Source organism: Bacteroides muris (ex Afrizal et al. 2022) (assembly GCF_004793475.1).
Classification (GTDB): domain Bacteria; phylum Bacteroidota; class Bacteroidia; order Bacteroidales; family Bacteroidaceae; genus Bacteroides; species Bacteroides muris.
Map to the genome: position 1 here is coordinate 1 of NZ_SRYZ01000030.1, position 20495 is coordinate 20495.

The 20495-nt window shown below is 45.3% G+C and carries 15 protein-coding genes, 1 other RNA gene and 5 pseudogenes; 11 read left to right on the plus strand and 10 right to left on the minus strand.

The genetic code is table 11. From position 1 onward, the window contains the following. Positions 1–168 precede the first annotated feature (168 nt). A complete protein-coding gene (locus E5355_RS12670) occupies positions 169–1452 on the minus strand; it encodes a site-specific integrase (RefSeq protein ID WP_035457481.1) in 1284 nt (427 codons plus the stop codon). A gap of 472 nt (positions 1453–1924) precedes the next feature. Between E5355_RS12670 and E5355_RS12675 the strand changes: the two are divergent. Together E5355_RS12675 and E5355_RS12680 are read left to right on the plus strand one after the other, a co-directional pair. Further along, positions 1925–2527, plus strand: a pseudogene (locus E5355_RS12675) (phage integrase SAM-like domain and Arm DNA-binding domain-containing protein); the annotation flags it as partial. 64 nt (positions 2528–2591) lie between these two features. Then, positions 2592–3499: pseudogene (locus tag E5355_RS12680) on the plus strand (IS256 family transposase); the annotation flags it as partial. On the opposite strand, the pseudogene E5355_RS12685 reads toward E5355_RS12680, so the two are convergent. The 4 genes and pseudogenes from E5355_RS12685 to E5355_RS12700 form a co-directional block, all read right to left on the minus strand. Continuing rightward, positions 3488–3715, minus strand: a pseudogene (locus tag E5355_RS12685) (antibiotic acetyltransferase); the annotation flags it as partial. The pseudogenes E5355_RS12680 and E5355_RS12685 sit on opposite strands and share 12 nt — an antisense overlap. Before the next feature lie 12 nt (positions 3716–3727). After that, entirely contained in the window at positions 3728–4576 is an 849-nt protein-coding gene (locus E5355_RS12690; RefSeq protein WP_210434530.1) for an MATE family efflux transporter, read from the minus strand. A gap of 249 nt (positions 4577–4825) precedes the next feature. After that, positions 4826–5446: a CatA-like O-acetyltransferase, family 2 gene (locus tag E5355_RS12695; protein ID WP_136010638.1), complete on the minus strand. Its 621-nt coding sequence runs from the start codon at positions 5444–5446 to the stop codon at positions 4826–4828. An 80-nt stretch (positions 5447–5526) separates the two neighbouring features. Further along, positions 5527–6348 (minus strand): helix-turn-helix domain-containing protein, encoded by an 822-nt coding sequence (locus tag E5355_RS12700; RefSeq protein WP_136010639.1) that lies wholly within the window; start codon positions 6346–6348, stop codon positions 5527–5529. A 153-nt stretch (positions 6349–6501) separates the two neighbouring features. On the opposite strand from E5355_RS12700, the pseudogene E5355_RS19935 reads away from it, so the two are divergent. Next, positions 6502–6627 (plus strand): annotated as a pseudogene (locus E5355_RS19935) (transposase); the annotation flags it as partial. A gap of 206 nt (positions 6628–6833) precedes the next feature. Here E5355_RS19935 and E5355_RS12710 read toward each other — a convergent pair. From E5355_RS12710 to E5355_RS12720, 3 genes are read right to left on the minus strand one after another with little or no spacing between them, the layout of a single operon-like run. Beyond that, positions 6834–7472, minus strand: a complete 639-nt coding sequence (locus E5355_RS12710) for a DedA family protein (protein ID WP_136010640.1) — start codon at positions 7470–7472, stop codon at positions 6834–6836. Positions 7473–7500: 28 nt separating this feature from the next. Continuing rightward, a complete protein-coding gene (locus tag E5355_RS12715) occupies positions 7501–8913 on the minus strand; it encodes a tetratricopeptide repeat protein (protein ID WP_136010641.1) in 1413 nt (470 codons plus the stop codon). 4 nt (positions 8914–8917) lie between these two features. Further along, the gene (locus tag E5355_RS12720) at positions 8918–10657 is read right to left on the minus strand and encodes a glutamine--tRNA ligase/YqeY domain fusion protein (RefSeq protein WP_136010642.1); all 1740 of its coding nucleotides are present in this window, start codon (positions 10655–10657) and stop codon (positions 8918–8920) included. A 59-nt stretch (positions 10658–10716) separates the two neighbouring features. Between E5355_RS12720 and E5355_RS20385 the strand changes: the two genes are divergently transcribed. The 4 genes and pseudogenes from E5355_RS20385 to E5355_RS12740 all read left to right on the plus strand — a co-directional run bounded on the left by E5355_RS20385 (position 10717) and on the right by E5355_RS12740 (position 12761). After that, a complete protein-coding gene (locus tag E5355_RS20385; protein ID WP_168354332.1) occupies positions 10717–10923 on the plus strand; it encodes a hypothetical protein in 207 nt (68 codons plus the stop codon). A 22-nt stretch (positions 10924–10945) separates the two neighbouring features. Continuing rightward, positions 10946–11257: pseudogene (locus E5355_RS12730) on the plus strand (PhoU domain-containing protein); the annotation flags it as partial. Positions 11258–11606: 349 nt separating this feature from the next. Further along, positions 11607–12209 carry a riboflavin synthase gene (locus E5355_RS12735; protein WP_136010643.1) on the plus strand — a complete coding sequence of 201 codons (603 nt, stop codon included), beginning with the start codon at positions 11607–11609 and terminating at the stop codon, positions 12207–12209. Between the two features lie 12 nt (positions 12210–12221). Then, positions 12222–12761, plus strand: coding sequence for a nitroreductase family protein (locus tag E5355_RS12740; protein ID WP_136010644.1), 540 nt, complete (start codon positions 12222–12224; stop codon positions 12759–12761). Between the two features lie 80 nt (positions 12762–12841). Here the strand turns inward: E5355_RS12740 and E5355_RS12745 are convergent, their stop codons facing one another. Continuing rightward, positions 12842–14161 carry a YihY/virulence factor BrkB family protein gene (locus E5355_RS12745; RefSeq protein ID WP_136010645.1) on the minus strand — a complete coding sequence of 440 codons (1320 nt, stop codon included), beginning with the start codon at positions 14159–14161 and terminating at the stop codon, positions 12842–12844. A gap of 32 nt (positions 14162–14193) precedes the next feature. Further along, an RNA gene (gene rnpB, locus E5355_RS12750) (RNase P RNA component class A) lies at positions 14194–14587 on the minus strand. Positions 14588–14787: 200 nt separating this feature from the next. On the opposite strand from rnpB, the gene E5355_RS12755 reads away from it, so the two are divergent. The 4 genes from E5355_RS12755 to E5355_RS12770 all read left to right on the plus strand — a co-directional run bounded on the left by E5355_RS12755 (position 14788) and on the right by E5355_RS12770 (position 20451). Then, positions 14788–15990 (plus strand): NlpC/P60 family protein, encoded by a 1203-nt coding sequence (locus tag E5355_RS12755; protein ID WP_136010646.1) that lies wholly within the window; start codon positions 14788–14790, stop codon positions 15988–15990. Positions 15991–16092: 102 nt separating this feature from the next. Continuing rightward, a complete protein-coding gene (locus E5355_RS12760) occupies positions 16093–17265 on the plus strand; it encodes a dipeptide epimerase (RefSeq protein ID WP_136010647.1) in 1173 nt (390 codons plus the stop codon). Continuing rightward, entirely contained in the window at positions 17262–18596 is a 1335-nt protein-coding gene (locus tag E5355_RS12765; protein ID WP_136010648.1) for a transglutaminase-like domain-containing protein, read from the plus strand. The genes E5355_RS12760 and E5355_RS12765 overlap by 4 nt, the downstream gene beginning before the upstream one ends. Before the next feature lie 325 nt (positions 18597–18921). After that, the gene (locus E5355_RS12770; protein ID WP_136010649.1) at positions 18922–20451 is read left to right on the plus strand and encodes a Do family serine endopeptidase; all 1530 of its coding nucleotides are present in this window, start codon (positions 18922–18924) and stop codon (positions 20449–20451) included. Positions 20452–20495: the final 44 nt, after the last annotated feature.

Sequence of the window (20495 nt, forward strand, 5' to 3'; positions counted from 1 at the left end):
AGATACAAAGATAGCGATTTTATCTGACATTCACAAATAGAATCACTGTTATTTTGATGATAATCAGAGGATTATTCTAAAATTGTTGCTGACCAACCTGATTGTATTCGATTCGCTGAATAGTTACTATAATTCAATGGTGGTGATCCATGAAACTAATTGATGCTTTTATAGTTGATTAAACTTGTTCATGGCGTTTGCTCTGATGTCATCCGCTATATCAATGTAGGGCTTCATGGCTTTGTAATCACTGTGTCCAGTCCATTTCATAACCACCGGTGCCGGAATTCCGAGTGCCAACGCATTACAGATGAAAGTCTTTCTTCCGGCATGGGTACTTAACAATGCGTATTTGGGTGTGACTTCATCTATGCGCTCATTTCCCTTGTAGTAGGTTTCCCGTACAGGCTCGTTGATTTCCACCAGTTCACCCAGTTCTTTCAGATAATCGTTCATCTTCTGATTGCTGATGACGGGCAATGCCATGTGGTTCTCGAAATGAACATCCTTGTATTTTTCAAGAATGGCTTTGCTGTGGTCGTTCAGTTCGATTATCAGGCTGTCCGCAGTCTTGACTGTGGTGACTTCAATATGGTCGGGCTTAATATCACTTCTTTTAAGGTTACGAACATCCGAATATCGTAAGCTCGTGAAGCAACAGAACAGAAAGACATCCCTGACACGTTCCAAATACTGCTTGTCATGCGGTATTTGATAATCTTTCAGCTTGTTCAGTTCATCCCATGTCAGGAATATTACCTTTTTAGGGGTTGTTTTCAATTTGGGCTTGAATGCGTCGTATGCAATGTTCTGATGATGCCCTTTTTTGAAGCTCCAACGCAGGAACCATTTGAGAAATCCCATTTGTTTACCGATGGTGCTGTTTCTCATGTCCTTTTTGTCACGCAAGAAATTGACATACTCATTTAGCCCGAATTCGTTGAAGTATTCAAAGGTTACATCCTCCTTGAACTCTTTGATGTGATTTCTTACCGCTGCAAATTTCTCATAGGTGGATGCCGTCCAATTATTCTGGTTGCCACACTCTTTTACAAACTCATCGAACACTTCCCAAAAACTAATCTGCACTTCTTCCTGTTGTTCTCCACTGCTGTCTTTCATCCGCAGATTGAACGCATCCTTTAGCTGCTGGGTGGTAGGTATGGTTTCCTGTACCTCAAACTCCTTGAACACGTTTTGCATTTCGGCATAGTATTTCAGCAAGTCTGCATTGATTTCGGATGCGCTTTGTTTCAGCTTGTTGGTGCATCCGTTCTTTACCCGTTGTTTGTCGGCATCCCATTTGGCTACGTCAATCCGGTAGCCTGTTGTAAACTCGATGCGTTGGCTTGCGTATATGACACGCATACGGATAGGCACGTTCTCTACGATTGGCACACCGTTCTTCTTCCGGCTCTCCAATGCAAAAATGATGTTACGTTTGATATTCATAATTGGGTGCGTTTGAAATTCTACACCCAAATATACACCCAAAAATTGAAATAGCAAAAGGCATTTAGAAAGATTTAGATTTACTCTTCATTGTAGATAATATATGATTATCAGTGATTTGCAATTTTATGATATTTTCTGAAAGCGTAGGTTCTGGAGCCTGTCTCTCCGCTGAAACCTAAGACATTAGGTGGTTAAATTAAGACAAGTCCCGTAAAATCAACGTTTTACGGGATTTTTTCTATTTATCCGGTGGACAACCGAAAGACATTCAAATGTCCACTTCAGACAAAGTTCCGTTACTAAATCGTTACTAAAAAATAGCCTATAAAAATAGTAACGATTTTCGATGTAAGTACTTGATTTGTCGCTCATTGACGTTCAAATGTCTGCTTGTAACCCAATTGTTAATTATTCCTTTGCAGAGGGAAGTCATTACACCCACTGTAACGGAGATAAATTAAAAAAGGATATGAGTAAGAGTACATTTAAGATTCTATTCTATCTAAGAAAGAATCAGGTAAACAAAGACGGAACAGTTTGTATTATGATTCGTTTGTCACTTAACGGTGAAATCACACAGTTCAGTTCTAAACTGAGTGTAAAACCGGATGCCTGGGAGACAGTTTTGGGCAAGGCGAAAGGAAATACACAGAAAGCCTGCCAGTTGAATGAAACATTGGAGGACATCCGTGCTTCGCTGAAAAACCACTACCGGGATATTGAAGTGCATGAGTCATTCGTAACGGTAGAAAAAATACGCAATGCGTTTTTGGGAATAACGGCGAAACAAAGAACACTGCTGGAACTTTTCAAGAAACACAATGAGGATGCAAGAAAACTGGTCGGCATTAGCAAGACTCCTGCCACCCTCGCGAAGTATGGCCGCTGCTACCGGAGGCTGGAGGAATTTATGAAAGTGAAATACAATATTTCGGATATATCACTGAAAGAAATCGGCCATATGTTCATTACGGACTTCGAGAATTATCTGAGAACGGAAAGCAAATGCAATGAGAATACTACGGCAAAATTCATGCAGACGTTCAAGATGATTGTAATCATCGCCAAAAACGAGGATGTAAATTAAACTGTGTCAGCAAAGAATAAAGTATTAACTTTGCTAACACAGTTTTTTTATGAAAGAAGAATTTGATTTTGATAGTATCAAGAACAAGGCAATTGAACAGCTAAAAGCGGGTAAGCCCTTGTTAGGTAAAGACGGTGCTTTTGCCCCTTTATTGGAAAGTATCCTGAATGCAGCTCTGGAGGGTGAGATGGATGCACATCTTACAGAAGAAGAACGTCAGATGGGTAACCGTCGTAACGGAAAAATGCAGAAACAGGTCCAGACTTCATTGGGCGAGGTAACCGTATCTACTCCCCGTGACCGTAATTCAAGCTTTGATCCACAATTCATTAAGAAGCGTGAGACCATTCTTGCAGAAGGCGTTGCAGACCGTATAATCGGCCTTTATGCTCTTGGTAACAGCACACGTGAGATTAGTGACTGGATGGAAGAGAATCTTGGAAATCGTGTATCTGCCGACACAATCAGTGCTATTATTGACCGTGTACTTCCGGAAATAAAAGCATGGTAATCACGTATGCTTGATTCTGCCTATCCTATAGTCTGGATGGATGCCATCCATTACAAAGTAACGGATGAACGTGGCTGTGCTGTTACACGTGCGATATATAATGTGCTGGGTATTGACCGGGAAGGTCATAAGGAGCTGCTCGGAATGTATATATCCAGGAATGAGGGAGCCAACTTCTGGCTCAGTGTACTGACAGATCTCCAGGACCGTGGAGTTGAAGATATTCTTATTGCCTGTATAGACGGATTGAAAGGCTTTCCTGAAGCCATCCAAAGTGTTATCCCAATACGGCTGTACAGCTTTGTGTCGTACATCAGATTCGTAATTCCATCAAATATGTAGGCTCCAAAAATCAAAAGGAATTCCTGAAGGACTTAAAATGTGTCTATCAGGCTGTAAATAAAGAATCTGCAGAAAATGAACTTCTTAAGTTGGAAGAGAAATTTTGCTCCGCAAGCAATAGAACAGAACTTGCCTATTATCAGCCGTTCATGGTTAATGGGATAATGATACAATACGTTGTTTTGCTCAAACAGACACGGGTCTGAAACAAAATCATTGTAAATGGTATAGTCGCCTATTTCGATAGACGGGTCTTTTACGACAGCGTTCAAATAAACGGTTTGCGTGTCACCCTTACGGGGATATATCTTGTTCATCATAACTTTCAGTTCTTAGTATTGTTTATATTTAAGATAAATGACGGATTGTGTACCAAGCAGTATCACATATAAGTATTCCACTGCCCAATATGTCGCTAACGGGACATTACTATAACCTAATCCCCATAAGCAGAACAGATAAGCAATCGTAGTTGTCACCTGAAAAATGAATACTGCCCGTGTCGCTCCAGTTCCGGTTGTAGCATTCAGATAGACATAACCGGGTAATGCAAAGAAGTAATTTAACAGCATAACAAGAAAAGGCAACCATGCAAGCTGTATGATATCGGGATTTTCTGTATATGCTCCTATAATGGGTTGGTGAAAGAACAACGCTAAAGCAATCAGTGGAATACCTGTCGCATATCCTAAACGGATAATTTTATGGCAAAGCGGAAATACTTTTTTCTTTTCACCTGCTCCAATCAAGTTACTCACCAAAGAACTGGTGACACCAGCCAACGAATTGACGATAACGGAAAACAGGGCGGAAACACTTCTTACAATGTTAGATACAGCCAATTCCGGTTCTCCCAAACGTTCGATAGCTACGAAAAACAGAAACCAAATGGCTACACTTGTGAAGAACTGGAGCATACTCCATACCGAGATAGAAAATACCTCTTTCAATATAGTTATATCAATATGCCAGTATAAGCCATATGCTTTTTTATCAATGTGCCCGAAGCCGAGCATATAAATTGCCAAGAACCATATTCCGGCAAGGGCAGATGCGCCCAGTTCCACATCACCCACATGCCCTAAAAACAAAGCATCGGTAATGTTTATCAGTTGTTCGATAAGGATGCTCATCATTACAGGAAAAGCGATGAGCCATATTTTCTTATAGGTATAATTCATTTGTTCAAAACAATATGATACAATACATTCTGTCGCTTTAAGCAGCACGACAATCTTATAGATTTATAATAAGGGATAATGACAAAACAATAACAAGCAAACTTAAAAAATAAGCCTGTCTATTGCTGAATAGCAATAATTGGAAGTGCTATTCGCCCGGCGTAGCTATATGCACAACTGCCATTTCATATTGTTGAACAACTATTTCTTTTTCTGTTAGTTCTGCAAAGATAGCGTTTTTCCCTGAACTTATATTCTCAAATTATCAATTTCTTTCTGAACCCCATCCAAAAAGCGGGAAGCGTGCGCCCCATCCATTTGCGTGTGGTGGAACTGGAAAGAAAGGGTAAGTGCCGTTTTCAGCAGGCGGCGTTTGTATTTGCCCCAAATGAGGAACGGATTATTAAAAATACCGCTATACATACCGACAGCACCGTCTATTTCATATTGTGCCAATGCGGAAGTTCCGATAACCATGCTTTCCGTCAAGTCGTGATTGACGCAACTTTCAGCCACTTGTTTGGTAAGTTGCAGATAGTGTTGATTGAACAGAGACAAATCATCGCAGAAAGGAACATCACACGAACTTACCTCGCCCTTTCTGTTAGCGACAATGGTGTTTACTGCAATGGTATCGTACTGCATCAGTTTACCGCCAACGGGCAGCATATAAAATTCTTTCACGCTTCTTGCGGCTTTGCCGATGCACCAGCACATCAACATATTAAACTTCATGCCCGATTTTCGGCTGATTTTCACAAGGCGTGACACGTTGAGTGTCTTAAAGAACGTCACCATTGGCATGGGGGCGTTCATCCACATTTCAAAGGCGTATGCCCGGCTGGTTTCTTGGGGATTTACTTCTTTCATACTTAATGCTATTTTCATTTAATGATTCAGGTAGCAAAAGTAGGAGAAGCGTTTGACCCTGAATAGAACAAACGGGACATTTATACGGGATTGGTGAACAAATCGGAATATGGATTTGATACTTTCAGCAAAGACATGGGCGTATATCCGCAGAACTTCTTGAACTCCCGGATAAAGTGCGACTGGTCGGCATAACCGCTGGCGTATGCTATTTGTGCCTGATTGATTTCTTTGCCCGTTTGATGCTGCATCTGCGCCAAAGCCTTTTGGAAGCGGACGATACGGGTATATTCTTTGGGATTGATGCCTACAAATGAATGAAATAACCGCTCAAACTGTTTTTTACTTAGGCAGGCAATAGAAGATAATTCGTTTACAGAGATTTGCGGAGTGATATATATTCGCTGTATGGCGGCATCTATCCTTTTAATTCTGTATGTGGTATCAGCTAAATTATCGGCAATTTGTGACACCAGCCATTTTTCTATATAGCTTATGCAAATAGAATTATTCTCACAGTCGAATATTCGTGTAGCCAGTTCATTCAAACTTTTGTTTTCAAGGCTGTAACCGGAAACTTCTTGATTGTAAAAGAGCGATGTCGGTATGTTCAGAAACATACTCATAGCGTGAGGGTGGAATACAACCACTATCATTTCTGTATTGCCATCAGCATACAAATGGGATGAAAAATTAACTTGTCCGCTGATAGTCAATTTGTCCTGTATGACGTTCAGTTCGGGAATATATAACGGTGCTTGTTTATGGAAAATGATTTGAGGACAACCGATAGGATAAGTAAAGGCATCCAGCGGTCGATTGCTTTTGAATACCCAATAATATCTTATATAAGGTTGCAGCAACTTACATGGCTTGTAAAATTTGAACTTCTCTTGAATCATTTTACAAAGGTAAAAGTTTTAATCGACACTGTCCAAAATTTTGTGTAAATCGAGAATACGGGATCCAGAAATGAGTCTCATATTTTCTTTATTATTAATTTTGTGAAAACATAAAATTATGTCAGAACGTAACAAAGTTATTCCCCAGTCGCAGGCAACAATAGCGGTAATTCCCGTAATGGGAAGTATCCGAAGAAGATTCAAACGGAACATGGAGAATCCGTCATATCCATTCCTCGTGACCGTAATGGTGAGTTTGAGCCGATACAGCGCCCAAACATGAAAGCCGTGGACTTTCTATAGAAAAGCTTGTTATTTCCTTATGCGCAAAGGAATGAGCGTTTCCGATATAGAGGAAGAGATGCGTGAGATTTATGAAATAGAACTTTCGACTTCAGCCGATTGGATTTGGAATGAACAATGAAAAAGCGTTGGACGGAATTATCATGCTGTCCAACGCTTTTTTATATCACGTCGTTTCATTTTTACTTCTTCTTCATGCCTTTATAGATGAAGAATGCCACGATGAGTACGCTGATGCCGATAAATACATAGCCTATCTCATGGCTGTATTCCGTTACTTTGGCAAGCAGTTGGTCTTCGTTTTCAATGCCGGGTACTGTGGACAGGTAATATCCGATGAAAGCCAGAATGGAATTCCACAGGCCTGCACCCAGAGTGGTGTACAGTAAAAAAGTTCCTTGCTTCATACGTGCCAGACCGGCAGGGATGGAGATTAACTGGCGCACAGCAGGTATCAGACGTCCGACAAACGTCGATATGGCTCCATGTTTGTCGAAGTATTCTTCCGCATGTTGCACTTTGGCTTCGTCAATGAGGCACATGTGTCCGAAACGGCTGTTGGCAAATTTGTAAATGATGGGGCGCCCCAGCCATTTTGCCATATAGTAGTTTATCAAAGCTCCGATATTTGCCCCTATGGTTGCAAACACCACCACCAGATATATATTCATGTTGTCATTGTTGGCGGCTTTCCAAGCGGCAGGAGGAACTACAACTTCCGAGGGAAAGGGGATAAACGAACTTTCAATGGCCATCAATAAAGTGATGGTCCAGTAATTGAGGTGGTCAAGACACCATTGGATAAAGGCTACTGATTCCATTTGCTAGATTAGTGGTATATAATTACTGTTATTGTAATGCGTTGAAAATATTCTTCATCACTAGGGCCAGCTCTTCTTGGTTATCTTCTTGTAGTATCTGCTGTAATCTATTCAGCTCTTCCAGTTTGAACGGATGTTCGCACAGCTGGTTGTACTTCATGAAATTCTCCTTGTCTTTGAGTAGCATATACAGAGAGGTCAGCCTTTCGTTGATACCTTCAAAATCCGGCTCCATCTCTTTGACATGCTCAAAGGCCAGCTTGGCATAGCTCAGTTGCCCTATCTCCATACTGCACATACCTATTTCGTGCCAAGTATCTGCATAGGGGGCATACTCTAAGGCTTGGGTCCATTTTTTCACACCTTTCTCATATTCTCCTTCTTCCATGTAGATGCGTCCCTCAATCAGGTACGAATCTATCTCTTCGGGTGCCAGATTGTATGCTTTTTTACAATATTGGTGGGCTTTGCGCTTTTTCCCCATCTTGTGCAGGCATAGGGCCGCATTGGCATAAAGAGAGGGCAAGGCGAGGTCATAACTGTCTTCGGCCGTTATGGCTTTTTCCAGATAGTCGTATCCTTCTTCCCATTCTCCTTTGGAGGCTTTGTTCAGACCGATGAAGGTGTTGATGAAACTGCGGGAAACGAGATGGAACTTCTCGGCTTGTAGGTAGTTCTCCATGGCACTTTCTTCATTTCCCAATTGAAAGAAGGAATGTCCTTTCATCAGGTAGGCGTCGGCAAACTCATCATCGGCCACCGTAGCATAGTCGCATGCTTCGATAGCTTTGTCGAACATCTGTTGGTCAAAGTAGCAACGGGCCAGTCCAAACCAGTAAGGAGCTGAATAAGGGTTCTTGTCAATCAGCTTATTGAAGATGAAGGTGGCTTTTTCGAACAGTCCTTGAGCATAGTAACAATCGCCGGTGACGGCAAGATAGGCTTCTTCTTCGGCATATTTTTTAAGTCCGCGCGTCAGCCATGTCAATGCTTTTTCCGGGAATCCCATGTCGATGTACATATAGGATATGTCGACGATATTGGCTAAGTCGTCCTTATCATCTATGCTGTCAAGTATCGCTTCCGCTTCTTCTTCTTTGCCTTCGTCTAACAGTAGGTTGGCTTTCAGCACTTTCACCTCGGAAGATTCTTCGGCAATCCGTTCTACTATACCTTTAGCTTGCTCTTTGTGCTGGGTATCCAGAAATAGGTATGCCTGTTCCACCATCAGGGCGGTATTATCCGGATGTATTGCCAAGCCATACTCTACGATTTCGGTAGCCATGGCATATTTATGATGCATGGCATACCAGTCTGCGAGGTCGGCTAAGTCGTCTGCGTCCAGATAGATGGTTTTGTTCTCTGCTTTAGCGGCTTCATATTGTTCTGCCATTTCTTGCAGTTCTTTGTCTCTTCCGGACAGCAGGTTCTTGTTACTCATATTCTTATTTATTGATTTTACCCCAAACGTCTTTCAGACCCACAGTACGGTTGAATACCATTTTTTCTGGTGTAGAATCCTTGTCAACATTAAAATAACCGATACGTTGGAACTGCAGGTAGGAGAGAGGCTGCATACCGGCAGCATATTTCTCGATGTAGCAGCAGGGCAGTACATTTAAAGAGTCGGGGTTGATTATCTCTTTCATGGCTGTCAGTGCATCGCAGTTCTTCTCTTCGCGGATGGCGGCAAGTCCGTCGCGCGGGTTTTCTACTTTCCACAGCCGGTCGTAAAGGCGTACTTCCGCTTCGAGGCAGTGGGCGCAACTTACCCAGTGGATGGTACCTTTCACCTTACGGTTGGCTCCGGGCAGACCGCTCTTGGTATCGGGGTCGTATTCGCAATATACCTCGGTGACTTCGCCGGCTTCGTTTTTCTTGCAACTGGTGCACTTCACGATGTATGCGTTCTTCAGACGTACTTCTTGTCCCGGTGTCATGCGGAAGTATTTCTTCGGAGCATTTTCCATGAAGTCATCGCGTTCCATCCAAAGCTCGCGGCTAAACTCGATGAAGTGGTTTCCTTCTTCGGGATGTTCGGGGTTGTTTACAGCTTCCATCTCTTCCACTTGCCCTTCGGGATAGTTGGTGATGATAAGCTTCACCGGATTCAGTACGGCGGATACGCGGGTGGCGCGGTCGTTCAAATCCTCGCGCACGGCGCTTTCCAGTAGGGCGAATTCATTGAGCGCGTCGTAGGTGGTATATCCGATTTTGTCGATGAATTTATGGATGGACTCCGGAGAGTAACCGCGGCGGCGGAAACCGCAGATGGTCGGCATACGGGGGTCGTCCCAACCATTTACCAAGCCTTCCTTGACCAGAGTCAACAGGTTGCGCTTGCTCATCAGTGTATAGCTGAGATTCAGCTTATTGAATTCATACTGATGAGGGCGGTTGTCGTCGAGGTCTTTGCCTTCCTTCACCCAGTCCACGAAGAGGTCGTAGAGCGGACGGTGGGGTACAAACTCCAATGTGCAGAGAGAGTGTGTCACACCTTCGAAGAAGTCGCTTTGTCCGTGGGCGAAGTCGTACATCGGATAAGCTTTCCAAGTAGTACCCGTGCGATGGTGCGGATGCTTCACTACACGGTAGATGATGGGGTCGCGGAAGTGCATGTTGGGGCTTGCCATGTCTATTTTGGCACGGAGCACCATGGCACCTTCTTCAATCTCACCGCTGTTCATCTTCTGGAACAAGTCCAGTGTTTCTTCGATGGGACGGTTACGGTAGGGACTTTCCACGCCGGGCTGGGTGGGAGTTCCTTTTTGGGCGGCAATCTGCTCGGAAGTCTGTTCGTCGATGTATGCCTTTCCCTCTTTGATGAGGCGGATAGCGAAGTCCCACAATTGCTGGAAATAGTCGGAAGCGTAATATTCATTACCCCATTTGTAGCCCAGCCATTGGATGTCTTCTTTGATGGCTTCTACGTATTCCACATCTTCTTTGGTGGGATTGGTGTCATCGAAACGTAGGTTGCAGACGCCACCGTGTGCGGCGGCAATACCGAAATCAAGGCAGATGGCCTTGGCATGTCCGATGTGGAGGTAACCGTTAGGTTCGGGCGGGAAGCGTGTCTGTACTTTCCCACCGTTTTTGCCCTCTTTCAAATCGTTTTCTACTATTTGCTCAATGAAGTTCAAGCTCTTTTTTTCGCTTGTCTCTTCGCTCTTTATTTCTGCCATAATGTTACTATTTTCGTATCGTGGGGACAAAGATAGGGTAAAAAAATGAAGAATGAAGAATGAAGAATGAAGATTTATTCTTTATGTACTGGGATATATCCACTCTCTTTGATGATTTTCTGTCCTGCGGCAGGCAAGACGAAATCGAGCAGGGGGATAATCGAGGCGTTTTTCCGGTAATGATAATAGGTATGACAGGCGCACTATCGGATAAGTATTACAACATGCAGCAAGCTGCGCGTGTCAGTGACATTCTACATGGGTGATATGATGGAGTTTGGAGATACCGTGCTCTCCACGCTCGGACAAGCAAGGCAGGCGTTTCAGAAGGAGAGTCCAGAACTGGCTACCGCCGTGTCTGCAAGGACAATATGCTGGACGAAATCAATGTTGATGCCACTGCCGTTCTTGCCGATTGCATCAGCCGGCATCAGGAGAGTACACTCTTTTGTCTGAACCTGGTGAGTGTGTTCCGCAAGTTGGAACGTTCCGATGACCATAATCACGAGTATCGCTGAAAAAATAGTGGTATTTATCGACAAGAAGGTGTTAAAACATGGCAGACGGACAGACAAACACTACTTAAATGATAAGAAATAAACAAAATTTTAGGATAATTTCAGTGTTTCATGGAAAATAGCCTTATATTTGTCCATTGAAAACGATTGCAGGTGTAGAAAAATGCTTTGAAATGATAATAAACTTAAATGATTTCTCAAAAAGATGTTATAAGACATGTTTTTTAATTTGGTTAGTATTACGAAAAGCGCCTATATTTGCGTCGTTATCCTGAAAACAATCTTTTTACCTTAAAAAAAACTAATACCTATTGAAAACTGAAAAAGGAGGCTTTGTGAAAAGCTTCCTTTTTTGTACCTATACGAAGGGCTTTTTGTATCTTTGCGCATATTAATAATAAATCGTGTATAACCTAAAAGTATATAGAACCATGTTTTCTGGAATAGTAGAAGAATGTGCCACATTGGTGGCGATGGTCAAAGACCAGGAGAATGTACATTTTACTTTCAAATGTTCATTCGTCAGTGAATTAAAAATAGACCAGAGTGTGTCTCACAACGGTGTTTGCCTTACAGTAGTCAGCCTGACGGATGATACCTATACCGTGACGGCCATGAAGGAAACGCTGGACCGTTCCAATCTTGGCTTGTTGCAGGTAGGAGATGAAGTGAATGTGGAGCGCAGTATGATGATGAATGGTCGACTGGATGGCCATATCGTTCAGGGGCATGTGGACCAGACTGCCACTTGCATTGATATAAAGGATGCTGAAGGAAGCTATTACTTTACTTTCCGGTATGCTTTTGACAAAGAAATGGCAAAGCGCGGCTACATCACGGTAGACAAGGGTTCGGTAACGGTCAACGGCGTCAGCCTGACTGTGTGCAACCCCACCGACGATACTTTTCAGGTGGCCATTATTCCTTACACCTTCGAGCATACCAATTTTCATACTTTCAAAGTGGGCAGTGTGGTGAATCTGGAGTTTGATATCATCGGTAAGTACATCAGCTGCATGATACAATATAAATAAGGTGGCGGCGCTATGGACGATTTCCTGCAATTAGCGGCATCCCGTCAGAGTGACCGTGCCTATGATATGACTCGTACCGTGGAGCCTGAGAAGCTGGAACGGATATTGGCAGCGGCTTGTCTGGCTCCATCTGCCTGCAATGCACAGCCGTGGAAGTTCGTGGTGGTTATGGAGCCGGAGCTGTCTGCCAGGGTGGGCAAGGCGGCTGCCGGACTGGGGATGAATAAGTTTGCCAAGAATGCTCCCGTCCATATTCTGGTGGTGGAGGAGTCCATGAATATCACTTCCTTTCTGGGTGCAAAAATCAAGGGTAAGTATTTTCCATTGATTGATATTGGTATCGCTGCCGCACATATCACGTTGGCGGCAGAAAATGAAGGGCTGGGTTCCTGCATTTTAGGCTGGTTTGACGAGAAGGAGATAAAAAAACTTGTCGGAATCCCGGCTGGTAAACGCCTTTTGCTCGATATTACGATTGGCTATCCGTTGAAAGAAAAACGGAAGAAGTCGCGGAAGCCGAAAGAGAAAACAATATCTTATAATAAGTATTAGCATTGGCTGAAGAACACAGAGGTGCAGAGATTAAACTAATGGACGAGAAGAAATTTCTGTGCCTCCGTGTTTGAGCCAAACTACAAATCCTTCAGCAGCACCTTGCTTGCATTCTTGTAGTATTCTTCCCGTGCCTTCAGCAATGCTCCCCATTGGCTGTTGAATTCATTTTCCTTGTCAATCTTGAAATCTTCTGAGCCGTGTGTGTCCAGCCTATCCAGTAAGAGGGCCACATTCATCTTGTTGATGTCCATGGAAGGCTGGTAGGCGATGTCTTCACTCTTTTCATCTGTCGCCACTTCATGCAGGAGGTTGATTTCCTGCAATTCATACAGGGTCTCGTGTGTCAGCCGGATAGGAATCTGGCACTCTTCTGATATCTCTTCGGCCGTATAGGGCTGAGCGTCTTGTTCAAAGCGCTTGGCTATGAGGGACATTATCAGGATGGAGATAAAGTCGCGGTAGCGCCGGCTGATGTTGCGTGCATCCTTGTCGAAACTGAAGTTCCGGATATTCTGTCCAGCGTAGGTCAGTTCGGCACCAAATAGGCAGATGGTCCAGGACACCTGCAGCCATAGCAGAAACATCGGAAGGGCAGCGAAACTACCATAGATGGCATTGTAACGGGAAACCCACAACTGGCTGCTGATGTAGAGGAACTGGAATGCCTGGTGTGCCGTACCTGCCAAAATACCGGATATGAGTGCGTGTTTCAGTTTGACCTTTGTATTCGGCATAAAGACGTATAGCGCTGTAAACATGAACCAGGTCAGTACGAAGGGGATGAGACGCACCATAAACTTGCCGACGGGAGCCAGCAGGGTAAAGTCTTCGAGGTTCTTCACCATTGTGCTCATGAAGATGGAAAGACCACCGGAAACCACCAGCAGAATGGGCATCAGCAGAAGCATGGAGAAGTAATCCGTTATTTTACGGTACATGCTGCGCGCCTTTTTCACCTGCCAGATGCGGTTGAAGGTGATTTCCATATTGTTGATTAGATTCAGGACTGTCCACAGCAACATAATCAGACCCACTCCGATGAATATTCCGCTCTTGGTCTGAGACAAATATGAATTCACAAATTGCAGGATGACTTCCGTGGTTTCCGTAGGACCGCTGAAACCGTTGACAATCTGGCTTTCCATCAGATTATCGAATCCGAAACCGCGAGCTATGGCAAACAAGATGGCAAGAATAGGCACAATGGCCAGCAGCGTACTGTAAGTCAGCGCCGAGGCTTTGTTCACTATCCGGTCTTTGGTGAAACGGTTGATGCAAAGATAAATCGTCTTGATGATATTGTATACGGAAAAAGTCGTTCGCGTAACTTCATCTTCTGTAATACGCCAGATGTCGTAGGTGAGGAATTTCCAAAGGGCAGCAATACGCTTGTTCATGCTATTGTCTCGATTATCCATTGTCAGTAAAAAAAAGCAGTCGGTCTGTAAGCCGGGTTCTGTTCTTCTGTTCCTGAAGAAGCCTAATCATCCATTCTTCATTAAAGAAGTGTCTGTCATTTATCTGAGCTGCATGTCGCCATACAAGCTTTAGCGGTCTACCCTCCGACATGGAGCGAGCAACTCTCATAACGCCGGTTTACATGACCTTACAACTCCCAAGACGTACAGCCCTTGTGTCGCCACAAGACTGGTAGGCTCTTACCCCACCTTCTCACCCTTACCGCAGCCCAAGGGGCGACGGCGGTTATTTTCTTCTACGTTACTCTACCCTCACGGACAGCTTTCTGTTAGGAAGTGGGATGCTCTGTGTTGCCCGGACTTTCCTCATACGCACGGGGCGCAAGCGACAGACCGACCAACTGCTTTATAGGGTACAAAGATAATGAATATTAATGAAGAATGAAGAATGAAGGATGAAGAATTTGTTGTGCAGTGTGCGAATGCAGTGTGGATGAACCCTTCATTCTTTATTCTTTACCCTTAATAATATTAAAAACATGTATCTATTTCGGAATAAATTCGTAGCTTTGCTATTATTAATAACCCCCAAATCCTTTTGGCCAATGAAAAAGTTTTTCTCTTTTTTTTCTTTGTTTCTGTTAATCCCGCTTTTTGCTGTCGCTTCGAAAGTAGGAGACCGTACAATCCCTGCAGAAGTGGCGCAATTCTCTGACAGTTTGAAACAGAAGTTTGCACCGGATAAGCGCGTGGCTTTGTTTGATGTAGATTACTCTTTCTCCGGAAAGAATGTGATGTTGCGTGGTGTCACCACCTCGGCAGAGGCAAAGAAGGCTTTGCTGGATGGTTTGGAGAAGAAGGGATATGCGGTGATGGATTGTCTGCAAGTGCTTCCGGATGAGGCCGGGCTTGAAGGCAAGACGTATGGCATTGTCAATGTGTCTGTGTGCAATCTTCGGGTGCATCCGGATTTCTCTTCGGAAATGATGACGCAAGGTTTGATGGGTATGCCGGTGCGGGTGTTGCAGCGCGACGGCTGGTATCGTATCCAGACACCGGACAGCTACATTGCATGGGTTCATCGAGTAGGCATACATCCCGTTACGCGGGAAGAGTTGGCCGTTTGGAATAGTGCGGAGAAAATTGTAGTGACTTCACATTACGGCTTTGTCTACTCGCAGCCTAGCCAGGCATCGCAGACCGTCTCTGATGTTGCTGCCGGAAACCGCCTGAAGTGGGAGGGGACAAAAGGCGCCTTTTATAAGGTGGCTTATCCCGATGGCCGCCAGGGATATATTTCCAAATCCATCTCCATGCCGGAGAAGAAATGGCGGGCCGCCTTGAAGCAGGACGCCGCCAGCATTATAGCTACGGCGCATAGCCTGATGGGCATCCCTTATCTTTGGGCTGGCACTTCCTCCAAAGGGGTGGATTGTAGCGGCTTCATGCGCACTGTTCTTTTCATGCACGACATCATCATTCCGCGGGATGCTTCCCAACAGGCATACGTGGGCGAGCATATCGATATCGCTCCTGATTTCAGTAACCTCCAGCCGGGCGATTTGATTTTCTTCGGACGCAAGGCGACACCGGAACGCAAGGAACGTGTGGTGCATGTCGGAATGTATATCGGCAACAAGCGCTTCATCCATTCGCAAGGCGATGTGCGTGTCAACAGTTTCAATCCCGATGACGAGCTGTTCGATGAATACAACCTCGGTCGACTGCTGTTCGCTACGCGCGTGTTACCTTATATAAATAAGGAGGCGTCACTCAATACAACTGCCACCAACCTATATTATAAATAATAATTTAGTTGATAGTTAGGCTGTGTAAAGTTGACGTTTGGAACTGTAAGGTTCTGCTTTAGCTTTCCAGAGTAGGCTTTCAACTTTCAATTTTCAACTATTATGTCAAACAGAAGAGATTTCCTGAAAACCGCCGCTTTTGCCGCAATCGGCTCAGGCATGGCAATCAGTCATGTATTTGCCGGAGGAAATGGTGCTCCTTCCTTGTTCAACGTGAACAGCAGGGCAGGTGTAACACCCAAGATGAAATTGCGTTTCTTCCCGTATGAACTGAAATTGCGCCATGTCTTTACAGTGGCCACCCATTCGCGTACTACCACTCCCGACGTTCAGGTCGAGATAGAATATGACGGTATTATCGGTTATGGTGAAGCCTCCATGCCCCCGTACCTGCAACACGAACTAGGCACAATGGACAGTGTATTGGCTTTTCTGAAGAAGGTACAGGATGTCATCGGCCAATTCTCAGACCCTTTTCAGTTGGAAGATATACTGGCTTATATAGACAGTCTCTCGGCAGGGGATTCTGCTGCTAAAACCGCTGTGGATATCGCCTTGCACGACCTTGTGGGCAAGCTGCTGCAAGCTCCCTGGTATAAGATATGGGGGTTGGACAAGGAGAAGACTCCCTCTACAACCTTCACCATCGGCATTGATACGGCCGACGTGGTGCGTGAAAAGACGAAAGAGTGTGCCGACCGGTTCAATATCCTTAAAGTGAAGCTGGGGCGGGAGAACGACAAGGAAATGATAGAGACAATCCGTTCAGTGACAGACCTTCCGATTGCCATTGATGCCAATCAAGGCTGGAAAGACAAACATCATGCGCTCGATATGATACATTGGCTGCACGAAAAAGGAATTGTCATGATAGAGCAACCGATGCCCAAGGAACAACTGGACGATATTGCATGGGTCACCCAGCAAAGCCCGTTGCCCATATTTGCCGATGAGTCCATCCAGCGTCTGAAGGATGTGGCAGGTTTGAAGGGGGCCTTTACGGGCATCAACATCAAGTTGATGAAGTGTACCGGCATGCGCGAAGCCTGGAAGATGGTGACTTTGGCACGTGCATTGGACATGAAAGTGATGGTGGGTTGTATGACCGAGACCTCTTGTGCCATTACCGCTGCCTCCCAATTCTCTCCGGCGGTGGACTTTGCCGACTTGGACGGCAGCCTGCTGATAGCGAACGACCGTTTCAAAGGTATGGAAGTTGTGAAAGGTAAGATAACGTTGCCTGATTTGCCGGGTATTGGAGTGGTGAAGTCATGAGAAAGCTATTGTATACCGTTGCTCTGTTTGTGATGGCTTCTGCATGCAGCACGAAGCCCGAGAGCAAGCCCTATAATTGGGAGGACGACCTGCACCAACGTCTGCTTACTGATTTCTGTATGACGGAATCCCAGGTGAAGGACTATATCCGCAAGTATATTCCCGACGTGACCGATGAGCAGATGCGTCAGTGGGAAGCCTCCAAAGCTTTGGAGTGCATGGTGCTGGATGGAGAGAAACGCTATTTCCGCAATGCCGGGCCTAACCTGTTTCGTGTGGATTCCACTTGCTATGGCCTTAAGATGGCCAAGGAAGGCACTTCGCCAAGTGGCAGCGAGAAAGTGAATATGGAGAACCTGCCCGAAATTATTTCTGCTGTGAAGAAGGAGGGCGAGGTCATTGTTGCGCCTAAGCGCATGCGCGTTACCTACACGTTGACCGTGGATACCAATGCCGTGCCTGCCGGGAAAATCATCCGTTGCTGGTTGCCCTATCCCCGTCAGGACCAGGCCCGGCAGCAGGATGTGAAATTCATTTCGGCCAGCGAACCGCAGTACACCTTTTCCTCGCCCGAGTGTCGTCACAGCACATTGTACATGGAGAAACGCGCTGTCGAAGGCGAGCCGACCGTATTCTCCGAAACCTTTGAGTTTACTGCCAACGGTGAATGGCATAATCTGAAGCCTGACGACGTGCACCCCTATGATACGACGACCTCCCTTTATAAGGAATATACTGCCGAGCGTGAGAAGCATATCGTCTTTTCTCCGCGCTTGCGCGAACTTGCTGCCAAATTGACAGCTGGTGAATCCAATCCCTACCTGAAGGCAAAACGCATCTTCCGGTGGGTGAATGACAACTTCCCGTGGGCCTCTGCACGCGAATATTCCACCATTGAGAATATCCCGGAATATGTATTGGACAACCGTCACGGAGACTGCGGCCAAGTCAGTCTACTGTTTATTACGCTTTGCCGCATCAGTGGCATTCCCGCACATTTCCAGAGCGGCTTCATGATGCATCCCCGCGCGTGGAATCTGCACGATTGGGCGGAAATCTACTTTGAAGGTGTGGGTTGGGTGCCCGTCGACCAGTCATTCGGCATTCCTGCCTTTGCCCGCAATGCCGACGAGGAATATTTCTTCCTGGGAGGTATTGACTCTTGGCGCATGATTGTGAACACCGATTACGGCATGCCGTTACAGCCCGAAAAACAGTATCCCCGTAGCGAGACGGTCGACTTCCAGCGTGGCGAGGTGGAGTGGGAGGGAGGCAACCTCTACTTTCCGCAATGGGACTACCACATGGATATTGATTACTTGAATTATTGAGGCAATATCTGCCCTCTAAAAACAGATGATGCGTTCAACCCGAACGCATCATCTGTTTACCCCCAATACATCATCCGTTTCGTCCGAAACGGATGATGCGTCTTTTTATGCCCTATCTGTCAGTTCTTTAACAGTCGGCAATCGTACATAAATGCTAATTTGTCAGTCTTTGCCGTTAACCGCTGTTAAGCCCTAAATATTCTCTGTTAAAAGAGAACAAAAAAAAGCGACAAGCGGAATAACTGAACGTTTTTTGTCGTTATTTTAACGTCGTAATGTTAAACAAAACTCAGATATTAACAATTTAAATAATAGGAAAAATAGTATGAAACAGACAACAAAAAACATCCTTGGAGTTGCAGCTATCGTGCTCCTGAGCTCTGGAGTGGCTGGATTGACCACTTATAAAATGCTGAATAAGGAAAAGCCTGCCGCATTCAGCGAGTTGTTTCAGCAGAACCCGAATAATCTGCTGCCGGCAGCTTTTCATGCAACGGATGCCCAGCCTGTGGATTTGACACAAGCAGCGGAGAGCTCGCTCCATGCTGTAGTGCATATACGTGCCACTCAGCTGAGTAAGACTCAGACGGTGCAAGAACAGCCGGATATTTTTGACTTCTTCTTTGGAGACGGTCGTGGACGCCAGCGCCAGATACAGACCCAGCCGCGTGTAGGTTTCGGTTCGGGTGTCATCATATCCAAAGACGGATATATTGTGACGAATAATCACGTGGTGGAAGGTGCTGATGAAATCACCGTGAAACTGAATGACGACCGTGAGCTGAAGGGACGCATCATCGGTACTGACCCCAGCACGGACTTAGCATTGATTAAGATTGAAGGGGATGATTTCCCGACAATTCCGGTTGGTGACTCCGACCAGTTGAAGGTGGGAGAATGGGTATTGGCTGTAGGCAACCCCTTCAACCTGAACTCTACCGTAACAGCCGGTATCGTCAGTGCAAAAGCCCGCTCCATTGGCTCTTCCACCTCCAACGGGCAAGCTGCAAACATTCAGTCCTTCATTCAGACCGATGCTGCCATCAACCAAGGTAATAGTGGTGGTGCGTTGGTGAATGCCAAAGGCGAGCTGGTTGGCATCAATGCCATGCTCTACTCACCCACGGGTGCTTATTCCGGTTATGGTTTTGCCATTCCTACCAGCATTATGACAAAGGTGGTAGCCGACTTGAAACAGTTTGGTACCGTGCAGCGCGCTCTCCTTGGCATTAAGGGTAGTGATTTGAGCACAGACTTGCAGATGGACGAACGCTGGACTGAAGAGCTGAAGAAGAAGGCCGACGAACTTGGCGTGAAAGAGGGGGTCTATGTGGCCGAAGTTGTTGAAGGTGGTTCCGCTGCCGGCGTCTTGAAGGAAAACGATGTAATCATAGCATTGAATGGCAAGAAGATTCACAAGTTCTCGGATTTGCAGGAAATGCTGGCAAAACACCGTCCGGGCGACAAGGTGAAGGTAACGGTGGTTCGTGACAAGAAGGAAAAGGTATTCGAAATCACGCTGAAGAATGAGCAAGGCACTACGAAGGTAGTGAAGGATGCCGGAATGGAAATCCTGGGTGCAGCCTTTAAGCCCGTGTCTTCCGAGCTGAAGAAGCAGTTGAACCTGGGTTACGGGCTGGAAGTTACCGGTGTTACCAATGGCAAGATGGCCGATGCTGGTATCCGTAAAGGATTCATCATTCTGAAGGCCAACGGAGTGTCGATGAAGACGGTGGATGATTTGGAAAAGGCGATGAAAGAGGCAAGAAAGTCTCCTGAACAAGGTTTGTTCATCACCGGTATGTTCCCGTCAGGAAAGCGTGCAATGTATGCCGTTGATTTGACCCAAGAATAAAGAATAGGGATAGTTTGGTAAGTAGATTGTAATATTAGCTAACA

Excerpts from the sequence above, each read along its gene's own strand:
- E5355_RS12765 (WP_136010648.1), top strand. The coding sequence starts at position 17,262 with ATGAGAAAGCTATTGTATACCGTTGCTCTGTTTGTGATGGCTTCTGCA.
- E5355_RS12755 (WP_136010646.1), top strand. The coding sequence starts at position 14,788 with ATGAAAAAGTTTTTCTCTTTTTTTTCTTTGTTTCTGTTAATCCCGCTT.
- E5355_RS12735 (WP_136010643.1), top strand. The coding sequence starts at position 11,607 with ATGTTTTCTGGAATAGTAGAAGAATGTGCCACATTGGTGGCGATGGTC.
- E5355_RS12760 (WP_136010647.1), top strand. The coding sequence starts at position 16,093 with ATGTCAAACAGAAGAGATTTCCTGAAAACCGCCGCTTTTGCCGCAATC.
- E5355_RS20385 (WP_168354332.1), top strand. The coding sequence starts at position 10,717 with ATGAAGAATGAAGATTTATTCTTTATGTACTGGGATATATCCACTCTC.
- E5355_RS12720 (WP_136010642.1), bottom strand. The coding sequence starts at position 10,657 with ATGGCAGAAATAAAGAGCGAAGAGACAAGCGAAAAAAAGAGCTTGAAC.
- E5355_RS12690 (WP_210434530.1), bottom strand. The coding sequence starts at position 4,576 with ATGAATTATACCTATAAGAAAATATGGCTCATCGCTTTTCCTGTAATG.
- E5355_RS12715 (WP_136010641.1), bottom strand. The coding sequence starts at position 8,913 with ATGAGTAACAAGAACCTGCTGTCCGGAAGAGACAAAGAACTGCAAGAA.
- E5355_RS12745 (WP_136010645.1), bottom strand. The coding sequence starts at position 14,161 with ATGAACAAGCGTATTGCTGCCCTTTGGAAATTCCTCACCTACGACATC.
- E5355_RS12695 (WP_136010638.1), bottom strand. The coding sequence starts at position 5,446 with ATGAAAGAAGTAAATCCCCAAGAAACCAGCCGGGCATACGCCTTTGAA.
- E5355_RS12670 (WP_035457481.1), bottom strand. The coding sequence starts at position 1,452 with ATGAATATCAAACGTAACATCATTTTTGCATTGGAGAGCCGGAAGAAG.
- E5355_RS12770 (WP_136010649.1), top strand. The coding sequence starts at position 18,922 with ATGAAACAGACAACAAAAAACATCCTTGGAGTTGCAGCTATCGTGCTC.
- E5355_RS12740 (WP_136010644.1), top strand. The coding sequence starts at position 12,222 with ATGGACGATTTCCTGCAATTAGCGGCATCCCGTCAGAGTGACCGTGCC.
- E5355_RS12700 (WP_136010639.1), bottom strand. The coding sequence starts at position 6,348 with ATGATTCAAGAGAAGTTCAAATTTTACAAGCCATGTAAGTTGCTGCAA.
- E5355_RS12710 (WP_136010640.1), bottom strand. The coding sequence starts at position 7,472 with ATGGAATCAGTAGCCTTTATCCAATGGTGTCTTGACCACCTCAATTAC.